The organism is Nocardioides sp., assembly GCF_030149505.1.
Classification (GTDB): Bacteria; Actinomycetota; Actinomycetes; order Propionibacteriales; family Nocardioidaceae; genus Nocardioides.
In genome coordinates this window covers 12962-36143 of the sequence record NZ_JASBRN010000020.1, presented here as the reverse complement: position 1 = coordinate 36143, position 23182 = coordinate 12962, and the positions used below count along the sequence as shown (strand labels likewise).

24 protein-coding genes and 1 tRNA gene are annotated in these 23182 nt (G+C 73.6%); 13 read left to right on the top strand and 12 right to left on the bottom strand.

Annotation, left to right across the window (positions count from 1 at the left end; all coding sequences use genetic code 11):
- The first annotated feature begins 1 nt into the window (after nt 1).
- Complete coding sequence (locus Q1V71_RS03830; RefSeq protein ID WP_300640906.1) at nt 2-805, top strand: RNA methyltransferase; 804 nt, start codon at nt 2-4, stop codon at nt 803-805.
- Nucleotides 806-939: 134 nt separating this feature from the next.
- Here Q1V71_RS03830 and def read toward each other — a convergent pair whose 3' ends face one another.
- Entirely contained in the window at nt 940-1548 is a 609-nt protein-coding gene (gene def, locus Q1V71_RS03825) for a peptide deformylase (protein ID WP_300640904.1), read from the bottom strand.
- Between the two features lie 94 nt (nt 1549-1642).
- Between def and Q1V71_RS03820 the strand changes: the two genes are divergently transcribed.
- Together Q1V71_RS03820 and Q1V71_RS03815 are read left to right on the top strand one after the other, a co-directional pair.
- Entirely contained in the window at nt 1643-3016 is a 1374-nt protein-coding gene (locus Q1V71_RS03820; protein ID WP_300640902.1) for an acyl-CoA dehydrogenase family protein, read from the top strand.
- Entirely contained in the window at nt 3016-4236 is a 1221-nt protein-coding gene (locus Q1V71_RS03815; protein ID WP_300640900.1) for an acyl-CoA dehydrogenase family protein, read from the top strand. Before Q1V71_RS03820 ends, Q1V71_RS03815 begins: the two co-directional genes overlap by 1 nt.
- A gap of 71 nt (nt 4237-4307) precedes the next feature.
- Here the strand turns inward: Q1V71_RS03815 and Q1V71_RS03810 are convergent, their stop codons facing one another.
- From Q1V71_RS03810 to Q1V71_RS03800, 3 genes are all read right to left on the bottom strand, one after another.
- Nucleotides 4308-4496 carry a hypothetical protein gene (locus Q1V71_RS03810; RefSeq protein ID WP_300640898.1) on the bottom strand — a complete coding sequence of 63 codons (189 nt, stop codon included), beginning with the start codon at nt 4494-4496 and terminating at the stop codon, nt 4308-4310.
- Nucleotides 4497-4668: 172 nt separating this feature from the next.
- Nucleotides 4669-5280, bottom strand: coding sequence for a hypothetical protein (locus tag Q1V71_RS03805; RefSeq protein WP_300640896.1), 612 nt, complete (start codon nt 5278-5280; stop codon nt 4669-4671).
- Between the two features lie 107 nt (nt 5281-5387).
- The gene (locus tag Q1V71_RS03800) at nt 5388-5681 is read right to left on the bottom strand and encodes a YiaA/YiaB family inner membrane protein (protein ID WP_300640894.1); all 294 of its coding nucleotides are present in this window, start codon (nt 5679-5681) and stop codon (nt 5388-5390) included.
- A 167-nt stretch (nt 5682-5848) separates the two neighbouring features.
- Between Q1V71_RS03800 and Q1V71_RS03795 the strand changes: the two genes are divergently transcribed.
- Nucleotides 5849-7204, top strand: coding sequence for a DUF2252 domain-containing protein (locus tag Q1V71_RS03795; protein WP_300640892.1), 1356 nt, complete (start codon nt 5849-5851; stop codon nt 7202-7204).
- A gap of 15 nt (nt 7205-7219) precedes the next feature.
- On the opposite strand, the gene galK is transcribed toward Q1V71_RS03795, so the two are convergent.
- Nucleotides 7220-8431: a galactokinase gene (gene galK, locus Q1V71_RS03790; protein ID WP_300640890.1), complete on the bottom strand. Its 1212-nt coding sequence runs from the start codon at nt 8429-8431 to the stop codon at nt 7220-7222.
- An 81-nt stretch (nt 8432-8512) separates the two neighbouring features.
- On the opposite strand from galK, the gene Q1V71_RS03785 reads away from it, so the two are divergent.
- Complete coding sequence (locus Q1V71_RS03785) at nt 8513-9946, top strand: GuaB1 family IMP dehydrogenase-related protein (RefSeq protein ID WP_300640888.1); 1434 nt, start codon at nt 8513-8515, stop codon at nt 9944-9946.
- Between the two features lie 12 nt (nt 9947-9958).
- Here Q1V71_RS03785 and Q1V71_RS03780 read toward each other — a convergent pair whose 3' ends face one another.
- Complete coding sequence (locus Q1V71_RS03780) at nt 9959-10537, bottom strand: LysR family substrate-binding domain-containing protein (protein ID WP_300640886.1); 579 nt, start codon at nt 10535-10537, stop codon at nt 9959-9961.
- 31 nt (nt 10538-10568) lie between these two features.
- Complete coding sequence (locus tag Q1V71_RS03775) at nt 10569-11243, bottom strand: hypothetical protein (RefSeq protein WP_300640884.1); 675 nt, start codon at nt 11241-11243, stop codon at nt 10569-10571.
- Nucleotides 11244-11401: 158 nt separating this feature from the next.
- Here Q1V71_RS03775 and Q1V71_RS03770 point away from each other — a divergent pair, with 158 nt between their 5' ends.
- Together Q1V71_RS03770 and Q1V71_RS03765 are read left to right on the top strand one after the other, a co-directional pair.
- The gene (locus tag Q1V71_RS03770) at nt 11402-12340 is read left to right on the top strand and encodes an ABC transporter ATP-binding protein (protein WP_300640882.1); all 939 of its coding nucleotides are present in this window, start codon (nt 11402-11404) and stop codon (nt 12338-12340) included.
- Nucleotides 12337-13929, top strand: coding sequence for a hypothetical protein (locus Q1V71_RS03765; protein ID WP_300640880.1), 1593 nt, complete (start codon nt 12337-12339; stop codon nt 13927-13929). Before Q1V71_RS03770 ends, Q1V71_RS03765 begins: the two co-directional genes overlap by 4 nt.
- 104 nt (nt 13930-14033) lie before the next feature.
- On the opposite strand, the gene Q1V71_RS03760 is transcribed toward Q1V71_RS03765, so the two are convergent.
- A tRNA-Leu gene (locus tag Q1V71_RS03760) sits at nt 14034-14118 on the bottom strand.
- A gap of 125 nt (nt 14119-14243) precedes the next feature.
- Here Q1V71_RS03760 and Q1V71_RS03755 point away from each other — a divergent pair.
- Nucleotides 14244-15599 carry a M20/M25/M40 family metallo-hydrolase gene (locus tag Q1V71_RS03755; protein WP_300640878.1) on the top strand — a complete coding sequence of 452 codons (1356 nt, stop codon included), beginning with the start codon at nt 14244-14246 and terminating at the stop codon, nt 15597-15599.
- On the opposite strand, the gene Q1V71_RS03750 is transcribed toward Q1V71_RS03755, so the two are convergent.
- Together Q1V71_RS03750 and Q1V71_RS03745 are read right to left on the bottom strand one after the other, a co-directional pair.
- Nucleotides 15596-15811: a DUF5703 family protein gene (locus Q1V71_RS03750; RefSeq protein WP_300640876.1), complete on the bottom strand. Its 216-nt coding sequence runs from the start codon at nt 15809-15811 to the stop codon at nt 15596-15598. The two genes, Q1V71_RS03755 and Q1V71_RS03750, sit on opposite strands and share 4 nt — an antisense overlap.
- A 31-nt stretch (nt 15812-15842) precedes the next feature.
- Complete coding sequence (locus Q1V71_RS03745) at nt 15843-16793, bottom strand: aldo/keto reductase (RefSeq protein WP_300640874.1); 951 nt, start codon at nt 16791-16793, stop codon at nt 15843-15845.
- 89 nt (nt 16794-16882) lie between these two features.
- Here Q1V71_RS03745 and Q1V71_RS03740 point away from each other — a divergent pair, with 89 nt between their 5' ends.
- Nucleotides 16883-17707, top strand: a complete 825-nt coding sequence (locus Q1V71_RS03740) for an undecaprenyl-diphosphate phosphatase (RefSeq protein ID WP_300640872.1) — start codon at nt 16883-16885, stop codon at nt 17705-17707.
- A gap of 10 nt (nt 17708-17717) precedes the next feature.
- Here Q1V71_RS03740 and corA read toward each other — a convergent pair whose 3' ends face one another.
- Nucleotides 17718-18707 (bottom strand): magnesium/cobalt transporter CorA, encoded by a 990-nt coding sequence (gene corA, locus Q1V71_RS03735; RefSeq protein WP_300640870.1) that lies wholly within the window; start codon nt 18705-18707, stop codon nt 17718-17720.
- Nucleotides 18708-18751: 44 nt separating this feature from the next.
- Here corA and Q1V71_RS03730 point away from each other — a divergent pair, with 44 nt between their 5' ends.
- Genes Q1V71_RS03730 through mshC form a run of 4 tightly spaced genes read left to right on the top strand, consistent with a single transcriptional unit; the run spans nt 18752 to nt 22148 of the window.
- Nucleotides 18752-19489, top strand: a complete 738-nt coding sequence (locus Q1V71_RS03730) for a histidine phosphatase family protein (RefSeq protein ID WP_300640868.1) — start codon at nt 18752-18754, stop codon at nt 19487-19489.
- A 10-nt stretch (nt 19490-19499) separates the two neighbouring features.
- A complete protein-coding gene (locus tag Q1V71_RS03725) occupies nt 19500-20081 on the top strand; it encodes a DUF3090 domain-containing protein (protein ID WP_300640866.1) in 582 nt (193 codons plus the stop codon).
- An 11-nt stretch (nt 20082-20092) separates the two neighbouring features.
- Entirely contained in the window at nt 20093-20866 is a 774-nt protein-coding gene (locus Q1V71_RS03720) for an SCO1664 family protein (RefSeq protein ID WP_300640864.1), read from the top strand.
- A gap of 34 nt (nt 20867-20900) precedes the next feature.
- Nucleotides 20901-22148, top strand: coding sequence for a cysteine--1-D-myo-inosityl 2-amino-2-deoxy-alpha-D-glucopyranoside ligase (gene mshC, locus Q1V71_RS03715; protein ID WP_300640862.1), 1248 nt, complete (start codon nt 20901-20903; stop codon nt 22146-22148).
- A 49-nt stretch (nt 22149-22197) separates the two neighbouring features.
- Here the strand turns inward: mshC and Q1V71_RS03710 are convergent, their stop codons facing one another.
- On the bottom strand, nt 22198-23046 hold the full coding sequence (locus Q1V71_RS03710; RefSeq protein ID WP_300640860.1) for a PAC2 family protein: 849 nt from the start codon (nt 23044-23046) through the stop codon (nt 22198-22200).
- Nucleotides 23047-23182: the final 136 nt, after the last annotated feature.

Below are 23182 nucleotides of genomic sequence, written 5' to 3'. Positions count from 1 at the left end.
CGTGGCGCACCTCGTCGAGATCGACGACCCCGCCGACCCCCGACTCGGGGACTACCGAGACCTGCGCGACGTCCAGCTGCGCCGCGCACTCGAGGCCGAGCACGGCCTCTTCCTCGCCGAGGGCGAGAAGGTCGTGCGCCGGGCGGTCGAGGGCGGCTTCACGCCCCGGTCGTTCCTCATGGCGCCCCGCTGGCTGGACGGCCTGGCCGACGTGCTGGAGACCTCCGACGCGCCCTGCTACGTCATCTCCGAGGCGCTCGCCGAGGAGGTGACGGGCTTCCACGTCCATCGCGGCGCGCTGGCCTCCCTGCACCGGCGCCCCGACCGGCCGGTGGAGGAGGTGCTCGAGGGCGCGAGGTTCGTGCTGGTGCTGGAGGACCTGGTCGACCACACCAACGTCGGCGCCGCGTTCCGTTCCGGCGCAGCGCTCGGGGTCGACGCCGTGCTCCTCGGCCCGCGCTGCGCCGACCCGCTCTACCGCCGATCGGTCAAGGTGGCGATGGGGGCCGTCTTCGCCCTGCCCTGGACCCGCGTGCCGGACTGGCACGGCGCGCTGCCCGACCTGTCCGCACGCGGGTTCACCAGCGTGGCGCTCACGCTCGCGCCCGACGCCGTACCCCTCGAGGAGGCGGTGGCCGGGCTCGACCGCGTCGCCCTGGTCCTGGGCTCCGAAGGCCACGGCCTGTCCACCCGTTGGGAGCAGTCCGCCGACCGCCGCGCGATCATCCCCATGGCCGCAGGCATCGACTCGCTCAACGTCGCCGCGGCTGCCGCCGTCGCCTGCTACGTCACCGCCCGCCGCTGACCCGCCCACTCGGCACGGATTCGAGGGTCACTCGGCACGGGTTCGAGCGTCACTCGGCACGGATTCGAGGGTCACTCGGCGAGCGCCGACTCACGCTCGAACCAGCGCCGAGTCACCGTTGAACCAGCGCCGAGTCAGGCGTCCGAGGCCGGCCAGTCGAGGGGGTAGTCCTCGGCGAGGCGGTCGTGCTCCTTGGTGAGCTTCTTGCGGGCCTTGGTGGGCAGCCGGTCGCCGAAGACGGTGCCGCGGGTGTGGTCGGTCTCGTGCTGGAGGCAGCGGGCCAGCAGACCGTCGCCGGCGAAGGAGACCGGCTCGCCGTCCAGGCCCTGGCCGGTGACCGAGGCCCAGTCGGGCCGCGCCAGCTCGACGAACGCGCCCGGGAAGGACAGGCAGCCCTCGTCGGAGTCGTCGAGGTTGCGGTCCTTGCCCTCGGGCAGGGTGAGCTCGGGGTTGCAGACCACTCCGACGGTGCGCTCGCCGCTCTCGTCGGGGCAGTCGAAGACGAAGACCGCCTTGTCGACGCCGATCTGGCAGGCGGCCAGGCCGACCCCGTCGGCGGCGTACATCGTGGCGACCATGTCGGCGACCAGCGAGCGCAGCTCCTCGTCGAAGGAGGTCACCGGCTCCTGGGCGCGGTGCATGACCGGGGTGCCCCAGCGCGTGATCGGCCGCACCGTGCCTCCGGTGGGGAGGGGTCCGTGCGGCGCGTGCTCGGGCGGCGGGATCGGGGTGGTCTCGGCCATGCGAGGACCCTAGTCATCGCCCCACGCAGCCCTGTGACCTGCTCCACGAGACGACCTGTAGCGCAATGTGTAACTCACAGTTACATTTCTCCGCATGGACATCGGCAAGAGCCTCATGACGCGCCTGTCGCCCGGCGGCAGGCACGGGCTGGCGAGCGCGGAGCAGCGGGACCCCATCGGGTACGCCGTCGCCGCGCTGAACAAGCTGGCCCAGAGCGACCTCCTCGACCGCGTCGGTCTGCGCAAGCAGGCCGAGCAGGTCGTCTTCACGACCACCCGCGAGGGCTTCCGCACGGTGACGGCCGCGAGCCGGACGTTCGCGAAGGCCAGCGGCAAGGGTCCGGGCACCCGCGTTCCGGCGGCCAAGCGGACCGGCGTCTTCGACCTGACCCCGACCGAGGACGAGCAGATGCTCGTCGACGCGGTGACGGAGTACACCGAGGAGGTCGTCCGTCCCGCGGCGGCCGAGGCCGACGAGGCCTGCACCACCCCCGACAGCGTCATCAAGGCCGGCCTCCAGCTCGGCCTGCCCATCCTGGGCGTGCCGGAGACCCTCGGCGGCATCTCCGAGGAGCGCTCGGCCATGGCCGGCACGCTCGTCGCCGAGGCGCTCTCGAAGGGCGACATGGGCATCGCGCTGGCCGCCCTCGGCCCCGGCTCGGTCGCCACCGCGCTCGGCCTGTGGGGCACCGAGGCCCAGCAGCAGACCTACCTCCCGGCCTTCACCGAGGACGAGGCCCCGGCGGCCGCGCTCGCGCTGCAGGAGAAGACGGTCCTCTTCGACGTCCTGCAGCCCTCCACCACCGCTCGCAGGACCTCCGAGGGCTACGTCCTGGACGGCGCCAAGGCCGGTGTCGTGCGCGGCGCCGAGGCCGAGCTCTTCGTCGTCGGCGCCAGCCTCGACGGCACTCCGGTGCTGTTCCTCGTCGAGTCCTCCACCCCCGGGCTGACGGTCGAGGCCGACCCCTCCATGGGCATCCGCGCCGCCGCGCTCGCGACCCTGCGCCTCGAGGGCGTCACCGTCCCGGCCGACGCCGTGCTGGGCGCGACCGACGGGACGACGTACGCCGAGTGCGTGCGACTCTCCCGCCTCGCCTGGTGCGCGCTGGCCGTCGGCACCGGCCAGGCCGTGCTCGACTACGTCACGCCCTACGTGAAGACCCGGGAGGCGTTCGGCGAGCCGATCGCCCACCGCCAGTCGGTGGCGTTCATGGTCGCGAACATCACGATCGAGCTGCAGGCCATGCGCCTGCTCACCTACAAGGCCGCCGGCCGCGCGGCCGAGGGCAAGGACTTCAGCCGCGAGGTCGCCCTGGCCCGCAAGCTGTGCGCCGAGAAGGGCATGGCGATCGGCAACGACGGCGTCCAGCTCCTCGGTGGGCACGGATTCGTCAAGGAGCACCCGGTCGAGCGGTGGTACCGCGACCTGCGTGCCGTCGCAGTCATGGAAGGAACGGTGCTGGTCTGATGGCCATCTCCCTGGACGACCCCAAGAAGCTCAAGCCCCTGGCCTCGCAGGCCCACCAGGTCGCGATGAACATGCTGCGGCCCATCTCGCGCAAGTACGACCGCGCCGAGCACGCCTACCCCACCGAGCTGGACATGCTCGCCGCCATGATCGACGGGCTCTCGGAGTCCGGCGCGTCCGAGGGCGCGGGCGCCGCCGGCGTCCGCCGCGACGAGAAGCCGGAGACGAAGGACACCGGTACGAAGAACGGCGCCAACCTCGCGTCGGTGATGTCGATCCAGGAGATGTGCTGGGGCGACGTGGGCCTGCTGCTGTCGATGCCGCGCCAGGGCCTGGGCAACTCCGCCATCGCCTCGGTGGCCGACGACGAGCAGGCCGAGCGGTTCGCCGGCGTGTGGGCCGGCATGGCGATCACCGAGCCCGGCGTCGGCTCGGACTCCGCCAACATCAAGACGACCGCGGTGCTCGACGGCGACGAGTACGTCATCAACGGCGAGAAGATCTACGTCACCTCCGGCGACCGGGCCGATCACATCGTGGTGTGGGCGACCCTGGACCGCGAGCTGGGCCGCGCGGCGATCAAGTCGTTCGTGGTCGCCAAGGGCACCCCCGGCATGCGGGTCGAGCGGCTCGAGCACAAGCTCGGCATCCGCGCCTCCGACACCGCGGCGATCATCTTCGAGAACTGCCGGGTGCCGAAGGAGAACCTCCTCGGCTCCCCGGAGATCGACACCAAGCAGGGCTTCGCCGGCGCGATGGCCACCTTCGACAACACCCGGCCGCTGGTGGCCGCGATGGCCGTCGGCTGCGCCAAGGCCTCACTCGACCTCACCCGTGACCTGCTCGCGCAGGCCGGCGTCGAGGTCGACTACGACCGGCCCGCCCACCTGCAGTCCGCCGCCGCGGCGAAGTTCCTGCAGATGGAGGCCGACTGGGAGGGCGCCCGGCTGCTGATGATGCAGGCGGCGTGGATGGCCGACAACCGCGAGCCCAACAGCCTCGAGGCCTCCATGGCCAAGGCGAAGGCCGGCCGCGTCGGCTCCGACATCACGCTCTCGTGCGTCGAGCTCTGCGGGTCCGTCGGCTACTCCGAGGGCGAGCTGCTCGAGAAGTGGTCCCGGGACTCCAAGATCCTCGACATCTTCGAGGGGACCCAGCAGATCCAGCAGCTGATCGTGGCCCGCCGCATCCTCGGGCTCTCCAGCGCCGAGCTGCGCTGACCCGGCAGCAACGACACGAGGGGCCCCACCGCCGGAGCGGTGGGGCCCTTCGTCGTACGTCGGGGGCGCGGTCAGCGTGGGCCGCGACCGCTCCCGGGGCGAGCCGCACCGGAGCCCGCGCCCGGCGGGTCGGGCCGGATCGCCCGGCGGACCACGAGGGTCATCGTCGTCGTCAGCGCGAGCCCGGTGCGCACGCCCGCGAGCGTGACCTCCTGGGCGGTGGACCTCACCTGGCGGGCTGTGGACCTGAGCGACCTCACGCGCGGGCTCCTCGGTGTCTCGACGTGGCTGGTGGCGGGGGAGTAGTCGCCCCGAGTCTGCCCGCCTGCCCCCAACCCGCGGGTCCGCGCCTGAGCGGTGGGACGCCCCGCACACGCCGCAGGGGCCGCCCACCGACTCCGGTGGGCGGCCCCTGCAGGGGCGTGCTGCGGCCTACTCGGCCGCGGAGCGGAGCTGCTCGGACTCCGCGCGGACCTGCGCCGCGACGCCGGGGTCGAGCAGCGGCTCCCCCTCGGCCAGACCGGTCGCTCCGCCGTCACCCGGGCGGACGTCCGGGCCCTCGGGCTCCTGCGGGGCCGCGGAGGCGGGGGTCGGCTCGGACTTGAGCGGGACCTCGCTGGCCTTCTTCCTCGGCGGTGCGGGCTTGGGGGCGGGCTGGGACGCAGCCCTCGTGCCGGCCTTCCCAGAGCCGGCCTTCCCAGAGCCGGCCTTCCCGGTGCTGGCCTTCCCGGCGGTCGCGGGTGCCGTGGTGGCTGCCTTCGCGGAGGGAGCCTTCCTCGCCGTCTTCCGGGCGGGCTTCTGCGCAGCCGCTGCCTCGGCCTGCTTCTTCGCGACTGCCACGGCGGGGTCCGGAGGCGTGGGCACGCGGACCGGCTCGGGCTGCTGCTCGGCGCGGGTGCCGCTGGCCCCGTCGCCGCGATGGAGGAGGTGAAGCGCCCCGTGGACGGCGGTCGAGGCCACCCCCACCCCTGTGCGGACGGTGGCGCTCGCCAGCCCGGTGGCGGTCGAGGTCAAGCGGCGTACGGCGGTCAGCGGTCCGGTCACGACGGCTCCTTCTGCTCGGTGGTCGATCACTGCCCACGGTGCCCAGGTCCAGGGGATCCACCCCACCCGGGCGCCACATGTGGTGAGCGCCACTGCCGTGGTGCCGGTCAGGAGACCGCGCGGAAGGGGTCGTGCTCGGCGAGGATCCGCTCGACCCGGGCCTGGTCCAGGCGGTTCGCGACCGAGCTGAGCTCCTGCTGGTCCCGCACGCACTTGGCCAGGGTGAAGGCCGAGGTCGTCAGGTACAGCGTGCCGAGGCCGAGGAAGGCGCGGACCCACGGGTCGACCGGCAGCCAGAGGACGGCCACGACCATCGAGAGCAGCGCGGCCCCGAAGGAGATCCAGGCCTGGGCGTGGAAGGCGGCGGTGGTGCGGGACTGGGGCGTGGTGTCGTTCGTCATGGCAGCAGCCTGGCCGCGGGCGCGGGGGGCGCGGCTGCGCCGGCGTACCCGATCGCGGTGAGTACGCGGGCTCAACCGCGACGCAGGACCGAGGAGGACCCAGGAGGACCGTCGGGTGACCTGACCGGGTGAGAAAGCCGGCGCCCGAGGGGGACAGGCTCCCGGGTATGGCGAGGACGACGCGGCAGGGGCAGGGGCACGACACCGAGCGCACCGAGCAGATCGTGGCGGTCCTGGGCGACGCGTTCGCACCGCTGGTGCGCGCGGACCCGGCGGCCTTCCGCGGGAAGTACCGCAAGATGGCGGCCGACCCGCACGCCTTCTACCGCGGCACCGCGTGTCTGTTCTACGCCGACGTCGCGGCCGACGGCGCCGGCGACGAGGAGTCCGGCGCCGCCTGGGTCGACGACAGGTCCGGCCGCATCTGGATCCACGGGGACCTGCACGTGGAGAACTTCGGCACCTACCTCGACGGCGACGGCCGGCTGGTCTTCGACGTCAACGACTTCGACGAGGCCTACCTCGGCCGGTGGACCTGGGACTTGCAGCGCTTCGCCGCCTCGCTCGCGCTCGTCGGGTGGCAGAAGGCGCTGCCGGAGGAGGACGTCGACGCGCTGGTCGCCGACTACTGCCGGGCCTACCTCGACCAGGTCGACGCCTACGTGCAGAGCGAGACCGACGACTACGCGCTCTACCTCCACAACACCGACGGGCCGATCCACCAGGTGCTGGTCGCCGCCCGGCAGCGCCGCCGCGCCGACCTGCTGGACTCCGAGACGACTCGGCACGCGGGGGAGCGGGTCTTCCTCGAGGATGCGACGGTGCGCCGTCTCGGCGTCGAGGAGCAGAGCCGCGTCGTCGAGGCCTACCGGCGCTACCTGGACACGATCCCGGCGGACAAGCGTCGCGGCGAGCTGTTCTACGAGCTGCGCGACGTGGTCGGCAAGAGCGGCTTCGGCATCGGCAGCGCGGGGCTGCCGGCGTACAGCCTGCTGGTGGAGGGCCACAGCCAGGCCCTCGACAACGACGTGGTGCTCTCGATGAAGCAGGCCAACGTGCCGGCGGTGAGCCGCTTCGTCGACACCGCCGACGTCGACTCCGACTTCGACCACGAGGGGCACCGCACGGTCGTCAGCCAGCGGGCGCTGCAGGCCCACACCGACCCGTTGCTGGGTTGGACCGACATCGACGGCACGGGGTACGTCGTCTCGGAGGTCTCGCCCTACGAGCTGGACCTGTCGTGGGAGGACCTCACCGAGCCCGACGAGATCCGCCAGGTCGTGCGGCTGCTGGGGCGGGCGACCGCGAAGGTGCACTGCGCCTCGGACTCCGACAGCGACCAGGACCTCGTCGACTTCCAGGTCGAGGAGGCCGTCGTGGCCTCCGTGGGCGAACGGCGCGAGGAGCTGGTCGACTGGGTGGTGGACTTCGGCAAGCGCTACGCCGACCGGGTCCGCGCCGACCACGCTCTCTTCGTGGAGGCCTTCCGCTCCGGTCGTATCGGGGTGGCCGCGACCGGCTGAGCTGTCGACCCCGCGTCAGACCGGCGACCAGGACGCACCGTCGGACGCCTCGACGACCAGGTGCTGGGGCGCTGCCAGTCCCTCCCGCTCGAAGGCCTCGTCCACCGCCGCGGCGACCAGCCCCAGGGACTGCTCGTCGACCAGGGCCACGGTCGAGCCCCCGAAGCCCCCGCCGGTCATCCGGGCGCCGAGCGCGCCCGCGCCGGTCGCCGCCGTGACCGCCAGGTCGAGCTCGGGGCAGGAGACCTCCATGTCGTCTCTCAGCGACGCGTGGGAGCCGGCGAGCAGCCGGCCCAGCTCCCGTCGGTCGTCGCGCTCGAGCGCCGCGACGAAGGCCGCAACCCGCGCCGTCTCCGACACCACGTGCCGGGCGCGGCGCCGCGGCCGCCCGTCGGGCAGCGCCTCCACGGCGTCGGGCACCGCCTCCCGCAGGGAGGGTACGCCGAGGAGCCGGGCAGCCTCCTCGCAGTCGGCCCGCCGCGCGGCGTACCCGACCGGCTCGGCGTCCGGCCCACCGTCGGCGAGGGCGTGCGCGACCCGGGTGTCGGTGACCAGGAGGGCGAGCCCGCGCTCGTGCAGCGGGAGGGCGACCAGCCGGCGGGCCGCGGCCGCCCCGGTGGCGAAGTCGAGGTGCACCGCGTGGCCCGCGCGACCGTGGACGGCGACCGCCTGGTCCATCCCGCCCGTGGGCGCGCCGACGACCTGCTGCTCGGCGGCGACCGCAGCGTCGACCAGCAGGTCCGCGTCGGCGCCGGCGACCGGCCGGCCGAGCACCCCGAGCACGGCCGCCCCGACGGCGCACTCCAGCGCCGCCGAGCTCGACAGCCCGGCGCCGAGGGGGACGGTGGAGTCGACGACGAGGTCCAGGCCGGGCACCGGGACGCCCGCGCGGGCGAGGGTCCACAGCACCCCGACGGCGTACCCCGCCCACGTGGGGGACAGGCCCGGCCCACAGGCCGCGACGGACGGGAGCTCGACCGCGACCTCATCGTCCCGCCGCTGGAGGCTGCGCACCCGCACCCGGCCGTCGGTGCGCACCGACGCCGCCGCCCAGGTCGCGTGCGGCAGCGCCACGGGCAGCACCGCGCCACCGTTGTAGTCGGTGTGCTCCCCGATGAGGTTGACGCGGCCGGGCGCGCGGGCGAGGACCTGCGCCGGTGCGCCGGTCATCGCCTCCAGCGCGGCGCGGGCGGTCGGTCCACGGTCGAGCGCTGCGAGGAAGCCCACGCGCGCAGCCTAGGAGCGTGAGCGGCGGCGCGTCCGCCCACGGACCCGATCGGCACGTCCGTGACGCGTAGGCTCGGGCCGGTGCGCTTCCTCCACGACACCGTGCCGCCCCACGACCTGACCTACGACGACGTGTTCATGGTCCCGCGACACTCCTCGGTGGCCAGCCGCCACGACGTGGACCTGTCGACCACCGACGGCACCGGGGCCACCATCCCCGTGGTCGTGGCCAACATGACCGCCGTCGCCGGCAAGCGCATGGCCGAGACCGTCGCCCGGCGCGGAGGTCTGGCAGTGGTGCCGCAGGACGTGCCGGAGCACGTGGTGCGGCAGGTGCTCGACCACGTGAAGACCCGCCACCTCGTCCTCGACACCCCGATCGAGCTCGAGCCGCAGCAGACGGTCGGCGAGGCGCTCGCGCTCATCCCCAAGCGGGCGCACCGTGCGGCCGTCGTGGTGCAGGACGGTCGCCCCGTCGGCGTGGTCGGCGAGCACGACTGCGCGGAGGTGGACCGGTTCGCCCCGGTCGAGCGGGTCATGCGCACGCCCAGCGTGGTCATCGGCGCCGACACCGACCCGCGCGACGCCTTCGACGCCATCGACCGCGCCCGGGCGGCGCTCGCGGTCGCGGTCGACGCGGCGGGGCGCCTGGTCGGCGTGCTGACGCGCAGCGGTGCGCTGCGCGCCACGCTCTACACCCCGGCCGTGGACGCGCGTGGCGCACTGCGGGTCGCCGCAGCCGTCGGCGTCAACGGCGACGTGGCCGCCAAGGCCGCAGCGCTGCTGGAGGCGGGCGTGGACTGCCTGGTCGTGGACACCGCCCACGGCCACCAGGACCGGATGCTCGAGGCCCTGGCCGCCGTGCGCGCGCTCGACCCCGCGGTCCCGGTCGCGGCCGGCAACGTCGTCTCGGCCGAGGGCACCCGGGCACTCGTCGAGGCAGGTGCCGACATCGTCAAGGTCGGCGTCGGACCGGGCGCGATGTGCACGACCCGGATGATGACCGGGGTCGGCAGGCCCCAGCTCTCGGCCGTGCTGGAGTGCGCGGCGGCCGCCCGAGAGCTGGGCGCCCACGTGTGGGCCGACGGGGGAGTGCGCCACCCGCGCGACGTCGCGCTCGCGCTGGCGGCCGGTGCGGCCAACGTCATGGTCGGCTCCTGGTTCGCCGGCACCCACGAGTCGCCCGGCGACCTGGTCGAGGACGGCGAGCGGGCCTACAAGGTCTCCTTCGGGATGGCCTCCGCACGCGCGGTCGCGCACCGGACGTCCGGCGAGTCGGCGTACGACCGGGCCCGCAAGGGGCTCTACGAGGAGGGCATCTCCACCTCGCGGATGTACCTCGACCCCGCACGCCCTGGTGTCGAGGACCTGCTCGACCAGATCTGCTCCGGCGTCCGCTCGGCCTGCACCTACGCCGGCGCCTCGACGCTGGCCGAGCTGCACGAGCGCGCCGTGGTCGGCATCCAGTCGGCCGCGGGGTACGCCGAGGGGCGCCCGCTCAGCACCTCCTGGTGAACAGCCTGCTGATCAGCGGCGCGAGCTGTTGGCCGTGCGGCCGCGCACGACCCCGATGAAGGACTGCACCCGCTCGTCGTCGTGGTCGGTGCGCCACACCAGGCCGACCGTCGTGGTCGGGAGGTCGGTGACCGGCCGGTGGGTGACGTCCTTGCGGTGGTGCAGCCGGGCGATCGACATGGGCACGACCAGCACCCCGGTGCCCGCGGCGACCGTCTCGACGGCGTCCTTGGTGCTCATCGGCGGCCAGTCCAGCTGCTCGGCGCGCGGGGTCCAGCCCGAGCGCTCGGGGTGCACCAGCTGCTCGTCGGCGAGGTCCTCGGTGGTCAGCTCCTCCACCACGGTGGCCGGGTGCTCGACCGACACGACGGCGACCGGCACCTCCTCGTAGAGAGCGATGCAGTGCAGTCCGTCGCGGTCGACGGGGAGCCGCGCCAGGACCATGTCGAGGGAGCCCTCGCGCACGCCCTGCTCCTGCGCCTCCTCCTCGACGGGGACCAGCTCGATCGGCCCGCTGCGCTCGCGGAAGGTCCGAGCCCACTTGTCGGGGGTCGCGCCGGTCACGAAGCCGAGACGGAAGGGGGTGGCCACCCGCCGAGCCTAGGCCCTGGGGAAGCCGGGGTCAGTCGGCGGCGGGCTCCTCGACCGGGTTCCCGTCCGGGCCCCCGTCCGGGCCCGCGGCGCGGGCGCCCTCGGCGTCCGCGCACAGCCCGCACGTGCCGGGCTCCTCGAGCCCCTGCCCGACCCGCCAGGAGTGGAGGAACCGCAGCGCACCCCGGCCCTGGTCGTAGGCACGGGTGCCGTCCCCGAGCGGTCGCGAGGTCGCCACCACCCACAGGTAGACCAGCAGCATCTCCAGGGCCTCGCCGGTCCGGGTCGGGTGGCCGGCGAAGACGTAGCGGGTGGTGGCGACGGCGCACTCGTCGACCTCCACCAGGTCGCGAGGCGGGCGGAGGTCGCTCAGGCACCAGCCGCAGGCGACGTCGCGGCCCTGCCGGGCCCGGTGGCCGTGCAGGAAGGACGCCGCCTGGCCGGCGGTCGGGAAGACCTGGAGGCCGGCGGGGAGCCCCGCCTGGGCCCCGGTGCCGCCCAGGACCCAGTGGTAGACGACCACGGTGTCCTCGATGTCGTGCCAGCCGACCTGGTGGTCGGCCATCACGAACGCCGTGGTCGCGGCGGCGGCCAGGTCGACCTCCGGGGCCGGGCCGAGCAGCGCCGTACCGTCCGGCGCGGCCGCGCCACCCAGGCGCACCAGGGACGGCCGCGCCGGCGGCAGCGGGAACGGCTGCGCGGTCATGGGCGGGCGGTCTGGGGCTGCGCGGTCATGGCGGGGGGACCCTCCGGTGGGGCTGGGACCCTCCGCATCGGCCAGGCGGGAACGGACCTGAGGGGTCCAGCGCGGCGGGACGCCCGGAACCGGTCCGGGCAGGGTCGGAGCAGCGCGATACTGCCGGCATGGACGCTGTGATCGCGGTCTCCAACCTGGTGAAGCGCTTCGGTCGGTTCACGGCCCTGGACCGGCTGGACCTGCGGGTCGAGGCCGGTGAGGTGCACGGGTTCCTCGGACCCAACGGCTCCGGCAAGTCGACGACGATCAGGATCCTGCTGGGCCTGCTGCGCGCGGACGCCGGCGACGTGAGCGTGCTGGGCCGTGACCCGTGGCGCGACGCCGTCAGGCTGCACGAGCACCTCGCCTACGTCCCCGGTGAGGTCTCGCTGTGGCCCAACCTGACAGGTGGGGAGGTCATCGACCTCTTGGCCCGCATGCGCGGCGGGATCGACGAGGCCCGGCGCGCGGAGCTGCTGGAGCGCTTCGGGCTCGACCCGACCAAGCAGTGCCGCAGCTACAGCAAGGGCAACCGGCAGAAGGTCGCCCTCGTCGCCGCCCTCAGCGCCGACGTCGAGCTGCTGGTGCTGGACGAGCCCACCGCGGGCCTGGACCCGATCATGGCCGCTGAGTTCCAGGAGGTCGTCCGCGAGGAGGTCGTGCAGGGACGCACGGTCCTGCTCTCCAGCCACATCCTGGGTGAGGTCGAGTCCCTGTGCGACCGGGTGTCGATCATCCGGGACGGTCGGACCGTCCTGGCCGGTCGGCTCCGCGACCTGCGGGGGGCGAGCCGGACCGCGGTGTCGGTGCGGCTCGCGCGCCCCGACGGGCTCGCGGAGCTCGCGGGCCTGCGGGTGCTCGAGGAGGTCGACGGTGAGGTCCGGGCCGAGGTCGAGACCGGCCGCATGAGCGAGGTGATGGCGGCCCTGGCCGAGCGGGGGATCGAGTCGCTCGCCGTCCACCCGCCCACGTTGGAGGAGCTGTTCCTGCGCAACTACGACGACCCGGCCGGGACCAGGCACGAGACCGGCCGCCTGGCGTCGGCACGCGGGGACCAGCCTGCATGAGGACGTCCGACGGCTTCGTGGGGACCGGCGCGCTGCTGCGCCTGGCGCTGCGACGCGACCGGGTCCGGATCCCTGCCTGGGTGCTCGGCGTGGTCGGGGTGCTCTACTTCAGCGCCGCTGCCCAGGCCGGGCTCTACCAGGACCAGGCCCAGGTCGACGCCTACGGACGCCTGGTCACACAATCCTCCGCCACCGTGGCCCTCGCCGGGCCGGCCACGGGCCTGGACTCGCTGCGCGGCATCGTCATGTACGAGACCTACCTGACGGTGATCTGCGCGATCTGCATCCTGGCCGTGCTGATGGTGTCGCGGCACACGCGGGCCGAGGAGGAGTCCGGGCGCACCGAGCTGGTGCGCGCCACCGAGGTCGGACGGCATGCGGGGGCGGCTGCCGCCCTGATCGCCACCGGCTCCACCTGCCTGCTGATCGGGTCCGGGATGGCGCTGGTGCTGCCCTGGACGCCGCTGACCGTGCGCGACTCGCTGGTGTACGGCGCTGCGATGGCGTGCCTGGGCATCTTCATGGCCGCGCTGACGCTCTGCCTGGCCCAGGTCTTCGTGCACGCCCGGACGGTCAGCGGCGCCGGGCTGGCCGTCTTCCTCGTCTTCTACGTCGTCCGCGCTGTCGGGGACGTCCGCGACGACGCGACGGTCTGGTTCAGCCCGATCGGCTGGGCCCAGGCCACCCGGATCCCCACCGAGGACCGGCCCTGGCCGGTGCTGCTGCTGCTCCTGGGTGCCGCGGCCCTGCTCGTCATCGCGGTGCGCCTGGCCGAGCGGCGCGACTTCGCGGCCGGTCTGCTGCCCTCGCGGCCCGGGCCCGCACGGGCCGCCCGGTCGCTGTCGGGTCCCGTCGGGCTCGCCTGGCGCCAGCAGCGCGGCGGGCTGCTGGCCTGGTCCGCGGCGCTGGGCCTGCTGGGGGTGCTGATCGGCACCCTGGGCACCTCGATGCAGGACATGGTGCGTGACAACCCGGCGCTGGCGGCGTACCTGGCCGCGACCGGCGGCGCGTCCATGATCGACGCCTACCAGGCCACGTTCACGCTGGTCATCGCCCTCACGATCGCCGGCTACGGGATCTGGGCCGCCGGTCGGGTGCTCACCGAGGAGACCGCGGGCCGCACGGCGCTGGTGTGCGCGGGCCCCGTCGGTCGGGTCCGCTCGACCCTCTCCGACCTCGCCGTCGCCGGCGGCGGGGTCCTCGTGCTGCTGCTGGTGGCAGGCCTGGGCTCCGGGCTGTCGTACGCCACCGTCGTCGGAGACACGTCGCAGGGCCTGCAGATCTCGTTCGCTCCGCTGGTCTACCTCCCGGCGATCGCGGTGCTGGTCGGGGTGCTGGTGCTGGCCTACGGCTGGGCCCCGCGCTGGACCTGGGTCGGGTGGCTGGTGCTGGCCTTCGAGGCGGTGATCGGGTGGCTCGGGGGAGTCCTGGACCTGCCGGAGTGGGTCTACCGGTTCTCGGTCTTCGACCACGCGCCCCGCTACCCGGCCGAGGCGCTCTCGGCCACACCGCTGGTGGCGATGACCGCCGTCGCGGCCCTGCTGCTCGCAGCCGGGCTCGTGGGGTTGCGCCGTCGCGACCTGCGCTGAGCCTGCACGCAGACCGAACCGGGCCCGGACCCGGCCCGCACCCTGTCTGGGAAGCAGGACGGCCCCTGCCTGCTCGTCGCAGGTCAGGGGCCGGTCCCGTGCCGTGTCCGAGGGGGGACTTGAACCCCCACGCCCTATACGGGCACTAGCACCTCAAGCTAGCGCGTCTGCCTATTCCGCCACCCGGACGAGTGCGTCGGAACAGTAGCAAAACCGCACCCCGACCACCGCATCGGCACCCCTCCGCGGGTCGCCGTGCGCTCCCACCCCTGCGCTCGTGGGCGCGTGGGCGGTCGGGTGCGATGCTGGGGCCCATGTCGACGCCCCTCTCGGACAGCCCCGGCAGCACCACCGACACCACGGCCCACCGCGGCTACGACCCCGCGGCGGAGGTGGTGGAGCTGTGCCGGGACCTGATCCGGATCGACACCTCCAACTACGGCGAGGAGGAGGGCCCGGGGGAGCGGAAGGCCGCCGAGCACGTCGCCGCGCTCCTGGACGAGGTCGGCATCGGGTGCACCGTGGTGGAGAAGCTCCACGGCCGCACCAGCCTCGTCGCCCGCTGGGGGGACGAGAGCAGTGGCAGGGACGCCCTGCTGCTGCACGGCCACCTCGACGTCGTGCCCGCCGCCGCGGAGGACTGGCAGGTCGACCCGTTCTCGGGCGAGGTGCGCGACGGCTACGTGTGGGGCCGGGGGGCGGTCGACATGAAGGACTTCGACGCGATGCTTCTCAGCGTCGTGCGCGCCCGGGCCCGGGCGGGCCAGGTCCCGGACCGCCCGGTCGTGCTCTGCTTCACCGCCGACGAGGAGGCAGGAGGCCACCACGGCGCCCAGGTCATCGTCGAGGACCACCCCGAGCTCCTGGAGGGCTGCACCGAGGCCGTCGGCGAGGTCGGGGGCTTCTCGACCACGGTCCGCGGTCGTCGCGTCTACCTCGTCGAGGCCGCCGAGAAGGGCATGGCCTGGATGAAGCTCACCGCGCGGGGGCGTGCCGGGCACGGGTCGATGATCAACACCGACAACGCCGTCTCCCGGCTCACGGCCGCGGTCGCGCGGATCGGGGCCCACCAGTGGCCCGTGCGGCTCACGCCCACGATGGAGGTGCTGCTCGCCACCGTCGCGGACCTCGCCGGCACCGAGGCCACCCCCGAGAACGCCCCGGCCCTGATCGAGGAATTCGGCGGAGCCGCACGGATGCTGGGTGCGGTCATCTCCAACACGACGAACCCGACCATGCTCCAGGCCGGCTACAAGGTGAACGTCATCCCCACCGAGGCCACGGCCCACGTCGACGGGCGCTTCCTCCCGGGCTTCGAGGACGAGTTCTTCGCCACGCTCGCCGAGCTCACGGGGGAGGGGATCGACATCGAATACCTCTCGCACCAGCAGCCCTGGGAGACGCCGTACGACGGTGACCTGGTCGCCGCGATGAACCGCTCGATCCTCGCGGAGGACCCCGAGGGCATCGTGGCGCCGTACCTCATGTCCGGCGGCACGGACGCCAAGCACTTCCGCAAGCTCGGGATGCGCTCCTACGGCTTCGCCCCGCTGCGGCTGCCGGCCGACCTCGACTTCACCGCGCTCTTCCACGGCGTCGACGAGCGGGTGCCGGTGGACGCCCTGGAGTTCGGTGCGCGGGTGTTCGACCGCTTCTTGGATGACGTCTAGGCCGTCCGGACCGCGCGGATGATCTTGCGCCGCAGCACGACCCGCCGCACCCCGTCGTTGCCGATCCGCACCCGGTCCAGCTCCCAGCCGCCGTGCTCGGCGCGCTCGACGAGCAGCTTGCGCACGACGTTGCGTGACAGGTCGCGCGAGAAGGCGACGCTCTCGAACTCCCACTCCACCCCGTTGCGGAGGGGTCGTCGGTCGGCTCTCATCAGCCCTCCCGTCACGTGCCGGTGAGGCGGGTCAGTCCGCGCTCACGTCGTCCAGTGCCGCCACGATCTCGGGCGGCAGGGTGAGGTCCTCGACGCTGAGGGCGGTCCGCAGCTGGGCCGCGGTCCGCGCTCCCACGATAGGCGAGGTGACCCCAGGACGGTCGCGGACCCAGGCGAGCGCGACCTGCACCGGGGAGAGGTCGAGCCCCTCGGCCGCGCGGCACACCGCCTCCACCACCGCCACGGTCCGCTCGTCGTCGAGGTAGGGCTGCACGAAACGGGAGAACTGGCTGGTGGCGGCGCGGGAGTCGGTAGGCGTGCCGGTGCGGTACTTCCCCGTCAGCACCCCGCGACCCAGCGGGGACCACGGCAGCACGCCCAGTCCCATCGCCTGGGCGGCGGGCAGCACCTCGTGCTCGACGCCGCGGTTGACCAATGAGTACTCCACCTGGGTCGAGGCCAGCCGCACCCGCCCCGGCAACGCGGCCTGCCACGTCGCCGCCTGCGCGGTCTGCCACCCGGAGTAGTTGGAGATGCCGACGTACGACGCCCGGCCGCTGGTCACCGCGAGGTCGAGCGCGCTGAGCGTCTCCTCGAGCGGGGTGCGGGGGTCCCAGGTGTGGACCTGCCACAGGTCGACGTGGTCGACGCCGAGCCGGCGCAGGGACGCGTCGAGGGTGGGGAGCAGCGACCCGCGCGAGGCGTCGACGTGGGTGCGCCCGTCGCGGGCGCTGATCGCCGCCTTCGTGGCGATGACGACCTCGTCGCGGTGCACGACGTCGCCCAGGAGCGAGCCCAGCAGTGCCTCCGACCGCCCCTCGGCGTACGCCGCCGCGGAGTCGACCAGGGTGCCGCCCGCCTCCACGAACGCGACCAGCTGGTCGCGCGCCTCGTGCTCGTCGGTGTCGCGACCCCAGGTCATCGTGCCCAGGCCCAGCCGGGAGACCCGGAGCCCGGTGGCTCCCACGGATCGCTGCTGCATGGCAGCAGAACCTAGCGGCAGCGGCCGCCCGCACCCGCCTCGGCTCGCCGTGCACGTCCACGGGCCTGCCACCCCTAGGCTTGCTGCCCGTGCTCGACCTCCTCAAGGCCGTCGTCCTCGGGACGCTGCAGGGACTCACGGAGTTCCTCCCCATCTCCTCCAGCGCCCACCTCCGGATCTTCCCCGAGCTGTTCGGCTGGGGGGACCCGGGCGCGGCCTTCACCGCGGTCGTGCAGATCGGCACCGAGCTGGCGGTGCTCATCTACTTCCGCGAGGACATCTGGCGGATCGGCTCGACGTGGGTGCGCTCGCTGTTCCAGGCGGAGTACCGCGGGCACCTCGACGCCCGGATGGGCTGGTTCATCATCGTCGGCTCGCTGCCCATCGTGGTGCTGGGCATCCTGCTCAAGGACCTGATCGAGCAGGACTTCCGCAGCCTGTGGATCGTCGGCACCACCCTGATCGTCTTCGGCGTGGTCCTGGGGCTCGCCGACCGCCTCGGCCGCAACGACCGGCCGATCAAGAAGCTCACGCTGCGCGACGCGGTGCTCATGGGCATGGCCCAGGCGATGGCGCTGGTGCCCGGCGTCTCCCGCTCGGGCGCGACCCTGTCGATGGGCCGCATCCTCGGCTACGAGCGGGCCGCGGCCACCCGGTTCGCCTTCCTGCTCGCGATCCCCGCGGTCGTCGGCGCCGGGGTCTTCCAGCTCAGCGAGATCCCCGACGGCGACAACGCCTACGGCTGGGGCCCGACCATCGTCGGCACCGTCGTCTCCTTCGTCGTCGGGTACGCCGTCATCGCCTGGCTTCTGCGCTGGGTCACCACCCGGACCTACACCCCGTTCGTGGTCTACCGGGTCGCCCTCGGCGGCGCGGTGCTGGTGCTGCTGTCCACCGGCGTCCTGGCCGCCTGAGGGCGCCGGCCTACAACCACCCCGAGCGCCGGAAGAACCACCACAGCAGCCCTGACACCCCACCCATGAGCAACAAGGCGAACGGGTAGCCCAGCGTCCACCCGAGCTCGGGCATGTGGGTGAAGTTCATGCCGTAGATCCCGGCGATGAGGGTCGGGACGACCACCAGGGCGGCCCCGGCGGAGATCTTGCGCATGTCGTCGTTCTGCTGCAGCGACAGCTGGGCGACGTGGGCCTCGAAGGCGGTGGAGAGCAGCGTGTCGAGGCTGTCGACCTCGTCCGCGGTGCGGGCCAGGTGGTCGAGCACGTCGCGGAAGAAAGGCGCCGCCTCCTCGCCCACCTCGCGCACCTGACCGGCGGCGAAGCGGGACATCGGCTCGCGGAGCGGCAGCACGGCCCGACGCACCTCCGCGATCTCGCGCTTGAGGGTGTAGATCCGTACGGCGTCGTTGGTGCGCTCCTCGGAGAAGACCGAGACCTCCACCTCGTCCACGTCGACCTGCAGCTCGTCGACGACCGCGACGTACTCGTCGACGACCCGGTCGCAGACGGCGTAGACGACCGCCGCAGGCCCGTGCTCCAGCACGTGCGCATCGCTTTCGAGGCTCTCGCGCGCGGCGGCGAGGCCGCTGCCCAGGCCGTGCCGCACCGTCACGACGAAGTCCGCGCCCATGAAGATGCTGATCTCCCCGGTCTCGACCGCGTCCTCCTCGTCGACGTACCAGAGGGTCTTGAGCACCAGGAACAGGCTGTCGCCGTAGCGCTCGAGCTTGGGCCGCTGATGGGCCTTGACCGCGTCCTCGACCGCGAGCGGGTGCAGCGAGAACGCGTCGGCCACCGCGCCCAGCTCCTCCTGGCTCGGCTCGTGCAGCCCCACCCAGACGAAGCCGCCCCCACGGGCCGCCGCATCGCGCAGGTGAGGGTAGTCGTGCGCGTCGTGGGTGCCGTCCTCCACGACCACCCGGGTGCCCTGGCGGTAGACGGCGCTGTCGACGATCACGGACCTCACGCTAGCGCCGCGACCCCCTGGCTAGAGTCCAGGACATGGCCACCGTCGTGCTCGTCCGCCACGGCCGCACCACCGCCAACGCCTCGGGCGTGCTGGCCGGTCGCACCCCCGGGGTCCGCCTCGACGACCACGGGAGGGGCCAGGCCGAGCGGGCCGGAGCCCGGCTCGCGGGCGTGCCCGTCGTCAAGCTGGTCACCAGCCCGCTGGAGCGCTGCAAGCAGACCTCCAGGCTCGTGCTGGCCGCCCAGCAGGGCGAGCCGGCGGTCGTGACCGAGCGCGGGATCACCGAGTGCGACTACGGCGACTGGCAGGGCCGCACGCTCAAGGAGCTGGCCAAGGAGCCGCTGTGGCGCACCGTCCAGGCCCACCCGTCGGCCGCGGCGTTCCCCGGCGGGGAGTCGATGGCCACGATGCAGGCCCGCGCCGTCGAGGCCGTACGCCGCCACGACGCCCTCGTGGAGGCCGAGCACGGCCCGCACGCGGTCTGGGTCGCGGTCAGCCACGGCGACATCATCAAGTCGGTGCTGGCCGACGCGCTCGGCATGCACCTGGACCTCTTCCAGCGCATCTCCGTCGACCCCGCCTCGCTGTCGATCGTGCGCTACACCGAGCACCGGCCCTACGTCCTGGCGAGCAACACCCACGAGGGCGACCTGTCCTGGCTCAGGCCCCCGGCGAAGAAGGGACGCTCCCGCAAGGCCAGCGCTTCGGCCGACGCCGCGGTCGGCGGGGGCGCCGGTCCGGGGGAGGCCCCTGCTGGGGCCCGCCCCTAAGGTTGCCGCCATGCCCCTGGTCCACGGATTCGACCCGCCCGAGCGCTTCGTCGCGGGCACCGTCGGCCCGCCCGGCTCCCGCACCTTCTTCCTGCAGGCCCGCACCGGCAACCGCCTCGTGAGCGTGGCGCTGGAGAAGCAGCAGGTCGCCGCGCTGGCCGAGCGGATCGACGAGCTGCTCGACGAGGTCATGGCCAGCGGCACCGAGGCCGTCATCCCTGCGGTCGCACCGCTGGCCCTGCAGGACAACGACCCCCTCGAGCAGCCGATCGAGGAGGAGTTCCGCGCCGGCACCATGACCCTGTCCTGGGACCCCGGCGACGAGCGCGTGGTCATCGAGGTCTTCCCGTTCACGGAGGCCGCCGTGGTGAGCCCCGACCAGCTCGGGCAGGACCACGACTTCGAGGAGCCCGAGCCCGAGGAGGTGCTGCTGGTCCGGGTACCGGCCGGGGTCGCCCGGGCCTTCGTCCAGCGCAGCGAGAGCGTGCTGGGCGCCGGCCGACCCACCTGCCCGTTCTGCGGCGAGCCGATCGACCCGGAGGGCCACCTGTGCGTCCGGGCCAACGGCTTCCGCCGCCGCGACCCCGTCTGAGGCAGGGCCCCGTGCTCGAGGGCGAGCTGGTCCTGCACGGGCGGGTCATGCCCGCCTCCAACGCGACCTTCGTGGGCGCGGTGCGCACCCCCGACGGCGACGTGCGCGTGGTCTACAAGCCCGCGGCGGGGGAGCGCCCCCTGTGGGACTTCCCGGGCGCCGTGCTCGCCGACCGCGAGGTGGCCGCCCACCTGGTCGCCGAGGTCTTCGCCGGCGACGCCTTCCGCTGCCCGGTGCCCCTCACCTGGCTCGGTGAGGGCCCGCACGGCCCGGGGATGTTCCAGGAGTGGCAGGAGCCCGACGAGTCCCAGGCGGCCGTGACGCTGGTCCCCGAGGACGAGCTGCCCGAGGGCTACCTCCACGTCTTCGACGGGTACGACGCCCACGACCGCCCCATCTCGCTGGTCCACGAGGACACCGACGCCCTGCGGCGGGTCGCGGTGCTGGACGTGGTCCTCAACAACGCCGACCGCAAGGGCGGTCACGTCCTGGAGATGCCCGACGGCCACCGCTTCGGCATCGACCACGGGATCGCCTTCCACCACGAGCACAAGCTGCGCACCGTGCTGTGGGGCTGGGCCGGGGAGCGGCTGACCGACGTCGAGACCGCCGCGGTCTCCCGGGTCCGCGAGGCCCTCGCCGGGGCTCTCGGCGACGCGCTCGCCCCGCTGCTCACCGACCTCGAGATCGACTGCGTGCGCCGCCGCTGCGACCGGCTGCTGTCCGCCGGGGCGCTGCCGTTCCCCGGTGGTGGCGGGCCGGCGATCCCCTGGCCGCCCTTCTGATCCTCCGGGGAGGGTCCCCGTCTAGGCTCGCCCCATGCGCGCCTGGTCTGCTCCTGCCGTCCCGGACCTCGGGGTCACGGCCCCGCCGGTGTCCGTCCACGACACCGCCACCGGGGGCCGGATGGTGCTCGAGCCGCAGGAGGGTGCCTCCTCGGCCCGGCTCTACGTCTGCGGCATCACGCCCTACGACGCCACGCACATGGGCCACGCGGCGACGTACGTCGGCTTCGACCTGCTCCACCGCGCCTGGATCAACGCCGGCCACCCTGTCACCTACGTGCAGAACGTCACCGACGTCGACGACCCGCTGCTGGAGCGCGCCACCAAGGTCAAGGTGGACTGGGTCGAGCTGGCCGAGCGCGAGACCGAGCTGTTCCGCCAGGACATGACCGCACTGCGCGTCCTGCCGCCGCAGCACTACGTCGGCGCAGTCGAGTCGATCCCGCTGGTCATCGACCTGATCCAGCGGATGGAGGCGGCCGGCGCGGTCTACCGCGTCGACGACGACCTCTACTTCTCCGTCACCGCGGACCCGGCCTTCGGCGCCGAGTCCGGTCTCGACCGCGCGGCCATGCTCGAGATCTTCCCCGAGCGCGGCGGGGACCCCGACCGACCCGGCAAGAAGGATCCGCTCGACTGCGTCGTCTGGCGGGGCGAGCGACCGGGGGAGCCCTCGTGGGAGAGCCCCTTCGGCCCGGGTCGCCCCGGCTGGCACGTGGAGTGCACCGCCATCGCGTGGGAGCACCTCGGCGGCACCCTCGACGTGCAGGGTGGCGGCTCGGACCTGGTCTTCCCCCACCACGAGATGTGCGCGGGGCACGCCCACGTCGCCACCGGCGGCACCCCCTTCGCCCGCGCCTACGCGCACGCCGGGATGGTCGCCTACGACGGCGAGAAGATGTCGAAGTCGCGCGGCAACCTGGTCTTCGTCTCGGCCCTGCGCAACTCCGACGTCGACCCGATGGCGATCCGGCTGACCCTGCTGCAGCACCACTACCGCAGCGACTGGGAGTGGACCGACGCCGAGCTCTTCGACGAGGTCGACCGCCTGGCCCGCTGGCGCCGGGCGCTGGCACTGGGTGCGGGCGCGCCCTCCGAGCCGGTGGTCACCGGGGTGCTGGCCGCCCTGGCCGACGACCTCGACGCACCCCGCGCGGTCGCGCTCGTGGACGCCTGGGCCGACGCGACGCTGGGCACCGGCGGCCTGGCCGACACCTCCGACCCGCACGCCGCAGTCCGGGTCCACCTGCTGCTCGACGCCGCCCTGGGCCTCTCGCTCTGACCCCTCCGCTGGTCGAGGTGCGTGGAGCGTCAGCGAGCCACGCGGCCCGTCAGTCGTCGTCCTCGCGTCGCTTGAGGTAGCGCTCGAACTCCCGCGCGATCGCCTCGCCGGAGGCCTCCGGCAGGTCGGCGGTGTCACGGGTCTGCTCCAGGGAGCGGACGTAGTCGGCGACGTCCTCGTCCTCCTCGGCCAGCTCGTCCACGCCGCGCTCCCACGCCCGTGCCTCCTCGGGGAGGTCACCGAGCGGGATGGAGGTCTCCAGCAGGTCCTCGAGCTGCCCGACGAGCGCCAGCGTGGCCTTGGGGCAGGGGGGCTGGGCGACGTAGTGGGGGACCGCGGCCCAGTAGGACACGGCCGGCATGTCCACGCGGACGCAGGCGTCCTGGAAGACCCCGACGATGCCGGTGGGTCCTTCGTAGGTGGACTGCTCGAGCTTGAGCCGGTCGACCAGCTCGGGCTCGGTGGCAGTGCCGGTGACCGGGATGGGGCGGGTGTGGGGGGTGTCGGCGAGCAGCGCCCCGAGCGTGACGACCATCTCGCCGCCGAGCTCGTCGGTGGCGGCGAGCAGCTCGGCGCAGAACTGCCGCCAGCGCATGTTGGGCTCGATGCCGCGGATCAGGATCACGTCGCGCCCCAGGTCGGGCGGGGAGGCCACGGCGATCTGCGTGGTCGGCCAGGTCAGCCTCCGGTGGCCGTGGTGGTCGGTGCCCACGACCGGTCGGTTGACCTGGAAGTCGTAGAAGTCCTCGGGATCCACGGCACCGACGACCCGGGCGTCCCAGACGCGCATGAGGTGGTCCACCACGGAGGAAGCGGCGTCCGCGGCGTCGTTCCAGCCCTCGAAGGCCGCGATGACGATGGGGTCCACCAGCTCCGGGGCGTCGTCGATCTCGATCACCCGTCCACCCTAGGCCGGGCTGGTGCGATGACCGCGGCGATTTCGGCGTGCTTGCTCGCGGTGTCACGATCTGGGAAGGCCGTCCAGCCTCCGGACACCCTTCCTACGCTGGAGATCCCGACCGCGAGAGGACCCG

Coding starts and splice junctions, on each gene's coding strand:
- Q1V71_RS03730 (WP_300640868.1), top strand. CDS start 18,752: ATGGCCACCGTCGTGCTCGTCCGCCACGGCCGCACCACCGCCAACGCC.
- Q1V71_RS03755 (WP_300640878.1), top strand. CDS start 14,244: ATGTCGACGCCCCTCTCGGACAGCCCCGGCAGCACCACCGACACCACG.
- Q1V71_RS03800 (WP_300640894.1), bottom strand. CDS start 5,681: ATGACGAACGACACCACGCCCCAGTCCCGCACCACCGCCGCCTTCCAC.
- Q1V71_RS03725 (WP_300640866.1), top strand. CDS start 19,500: ATGCCCCTGGTCCACGGATTCGACCCGCCCGAGCGCTTCGTCGCGGGC.
- Q1V71_RS03820 (WP_300640902.1), top strand. CDS start 1,643: ATGGACATCGGCAAGAGCCTCATGACGCGCCTGTCGCCCGGCGGCAGG.
- Q1V71_RS03770 (WP_300640882.1), top strand. CDS start 11,402: ATGGACGCTGTGATCGCGGTCTCCAACCTGGTGAAGCGCTTCGGTCGG.
- Q1V71_RS03745 (WP_300640874.1), bottom strand. CDS start 16,793: ATGCAGCAGCGATCCGTGGGAGCCACCGGGCTCCGGGTCTCCCGGCTG.
- Q1V71_RS03765 (WP_300640880.1), top strand. CDS start 12,337: ATGAGGACGTCCGACGGCTTCGTGGGGACCGGCGCGCTGCTGCGCCTG.
- mshC (WP_300640862.1), top strand. CDS start 20,901: ATGCGCGCCTGGTCTGCTCCTGCCGTCCCGGACCTCGGGGTCACGGCC.
- Q1V71_RS03750 (WP_300640876.1), bottom strand. CDS start 15,811: ATGAGAGCCGACCGACGACCCCTCCGCAACGGGGTGGAGTGGGAGTTC.
- def (WP_300640904.1), bottom strand. CDS start 1,548: ATGGCCGAGACCACCCCGATCCCGCCGCCCGAGCACGCGCCGCACGGA.
- Q1V71_RS03775 (WP_300640884.1), bottom strand. CDS start 11,243: ATGACCGCGCAGCCGTTCCCGCTGCCGCCGGCGCGGCCGTCCCTGGTG.
- Q1V71_RS03815 (WP_300640900.1), top strand. CDS start 3,016: ATGGCCATCTCCCTGGACGACCCCAAGAAGCTCAAGCCCCTGGCCTCG.
- Q1V71_RS03795 (WP_300640892.1), top strand. CDS start 5,849: ATGGCGAGGACGACGCGGCAGGGGCAGGGGCACGACACCGAGCGCACC.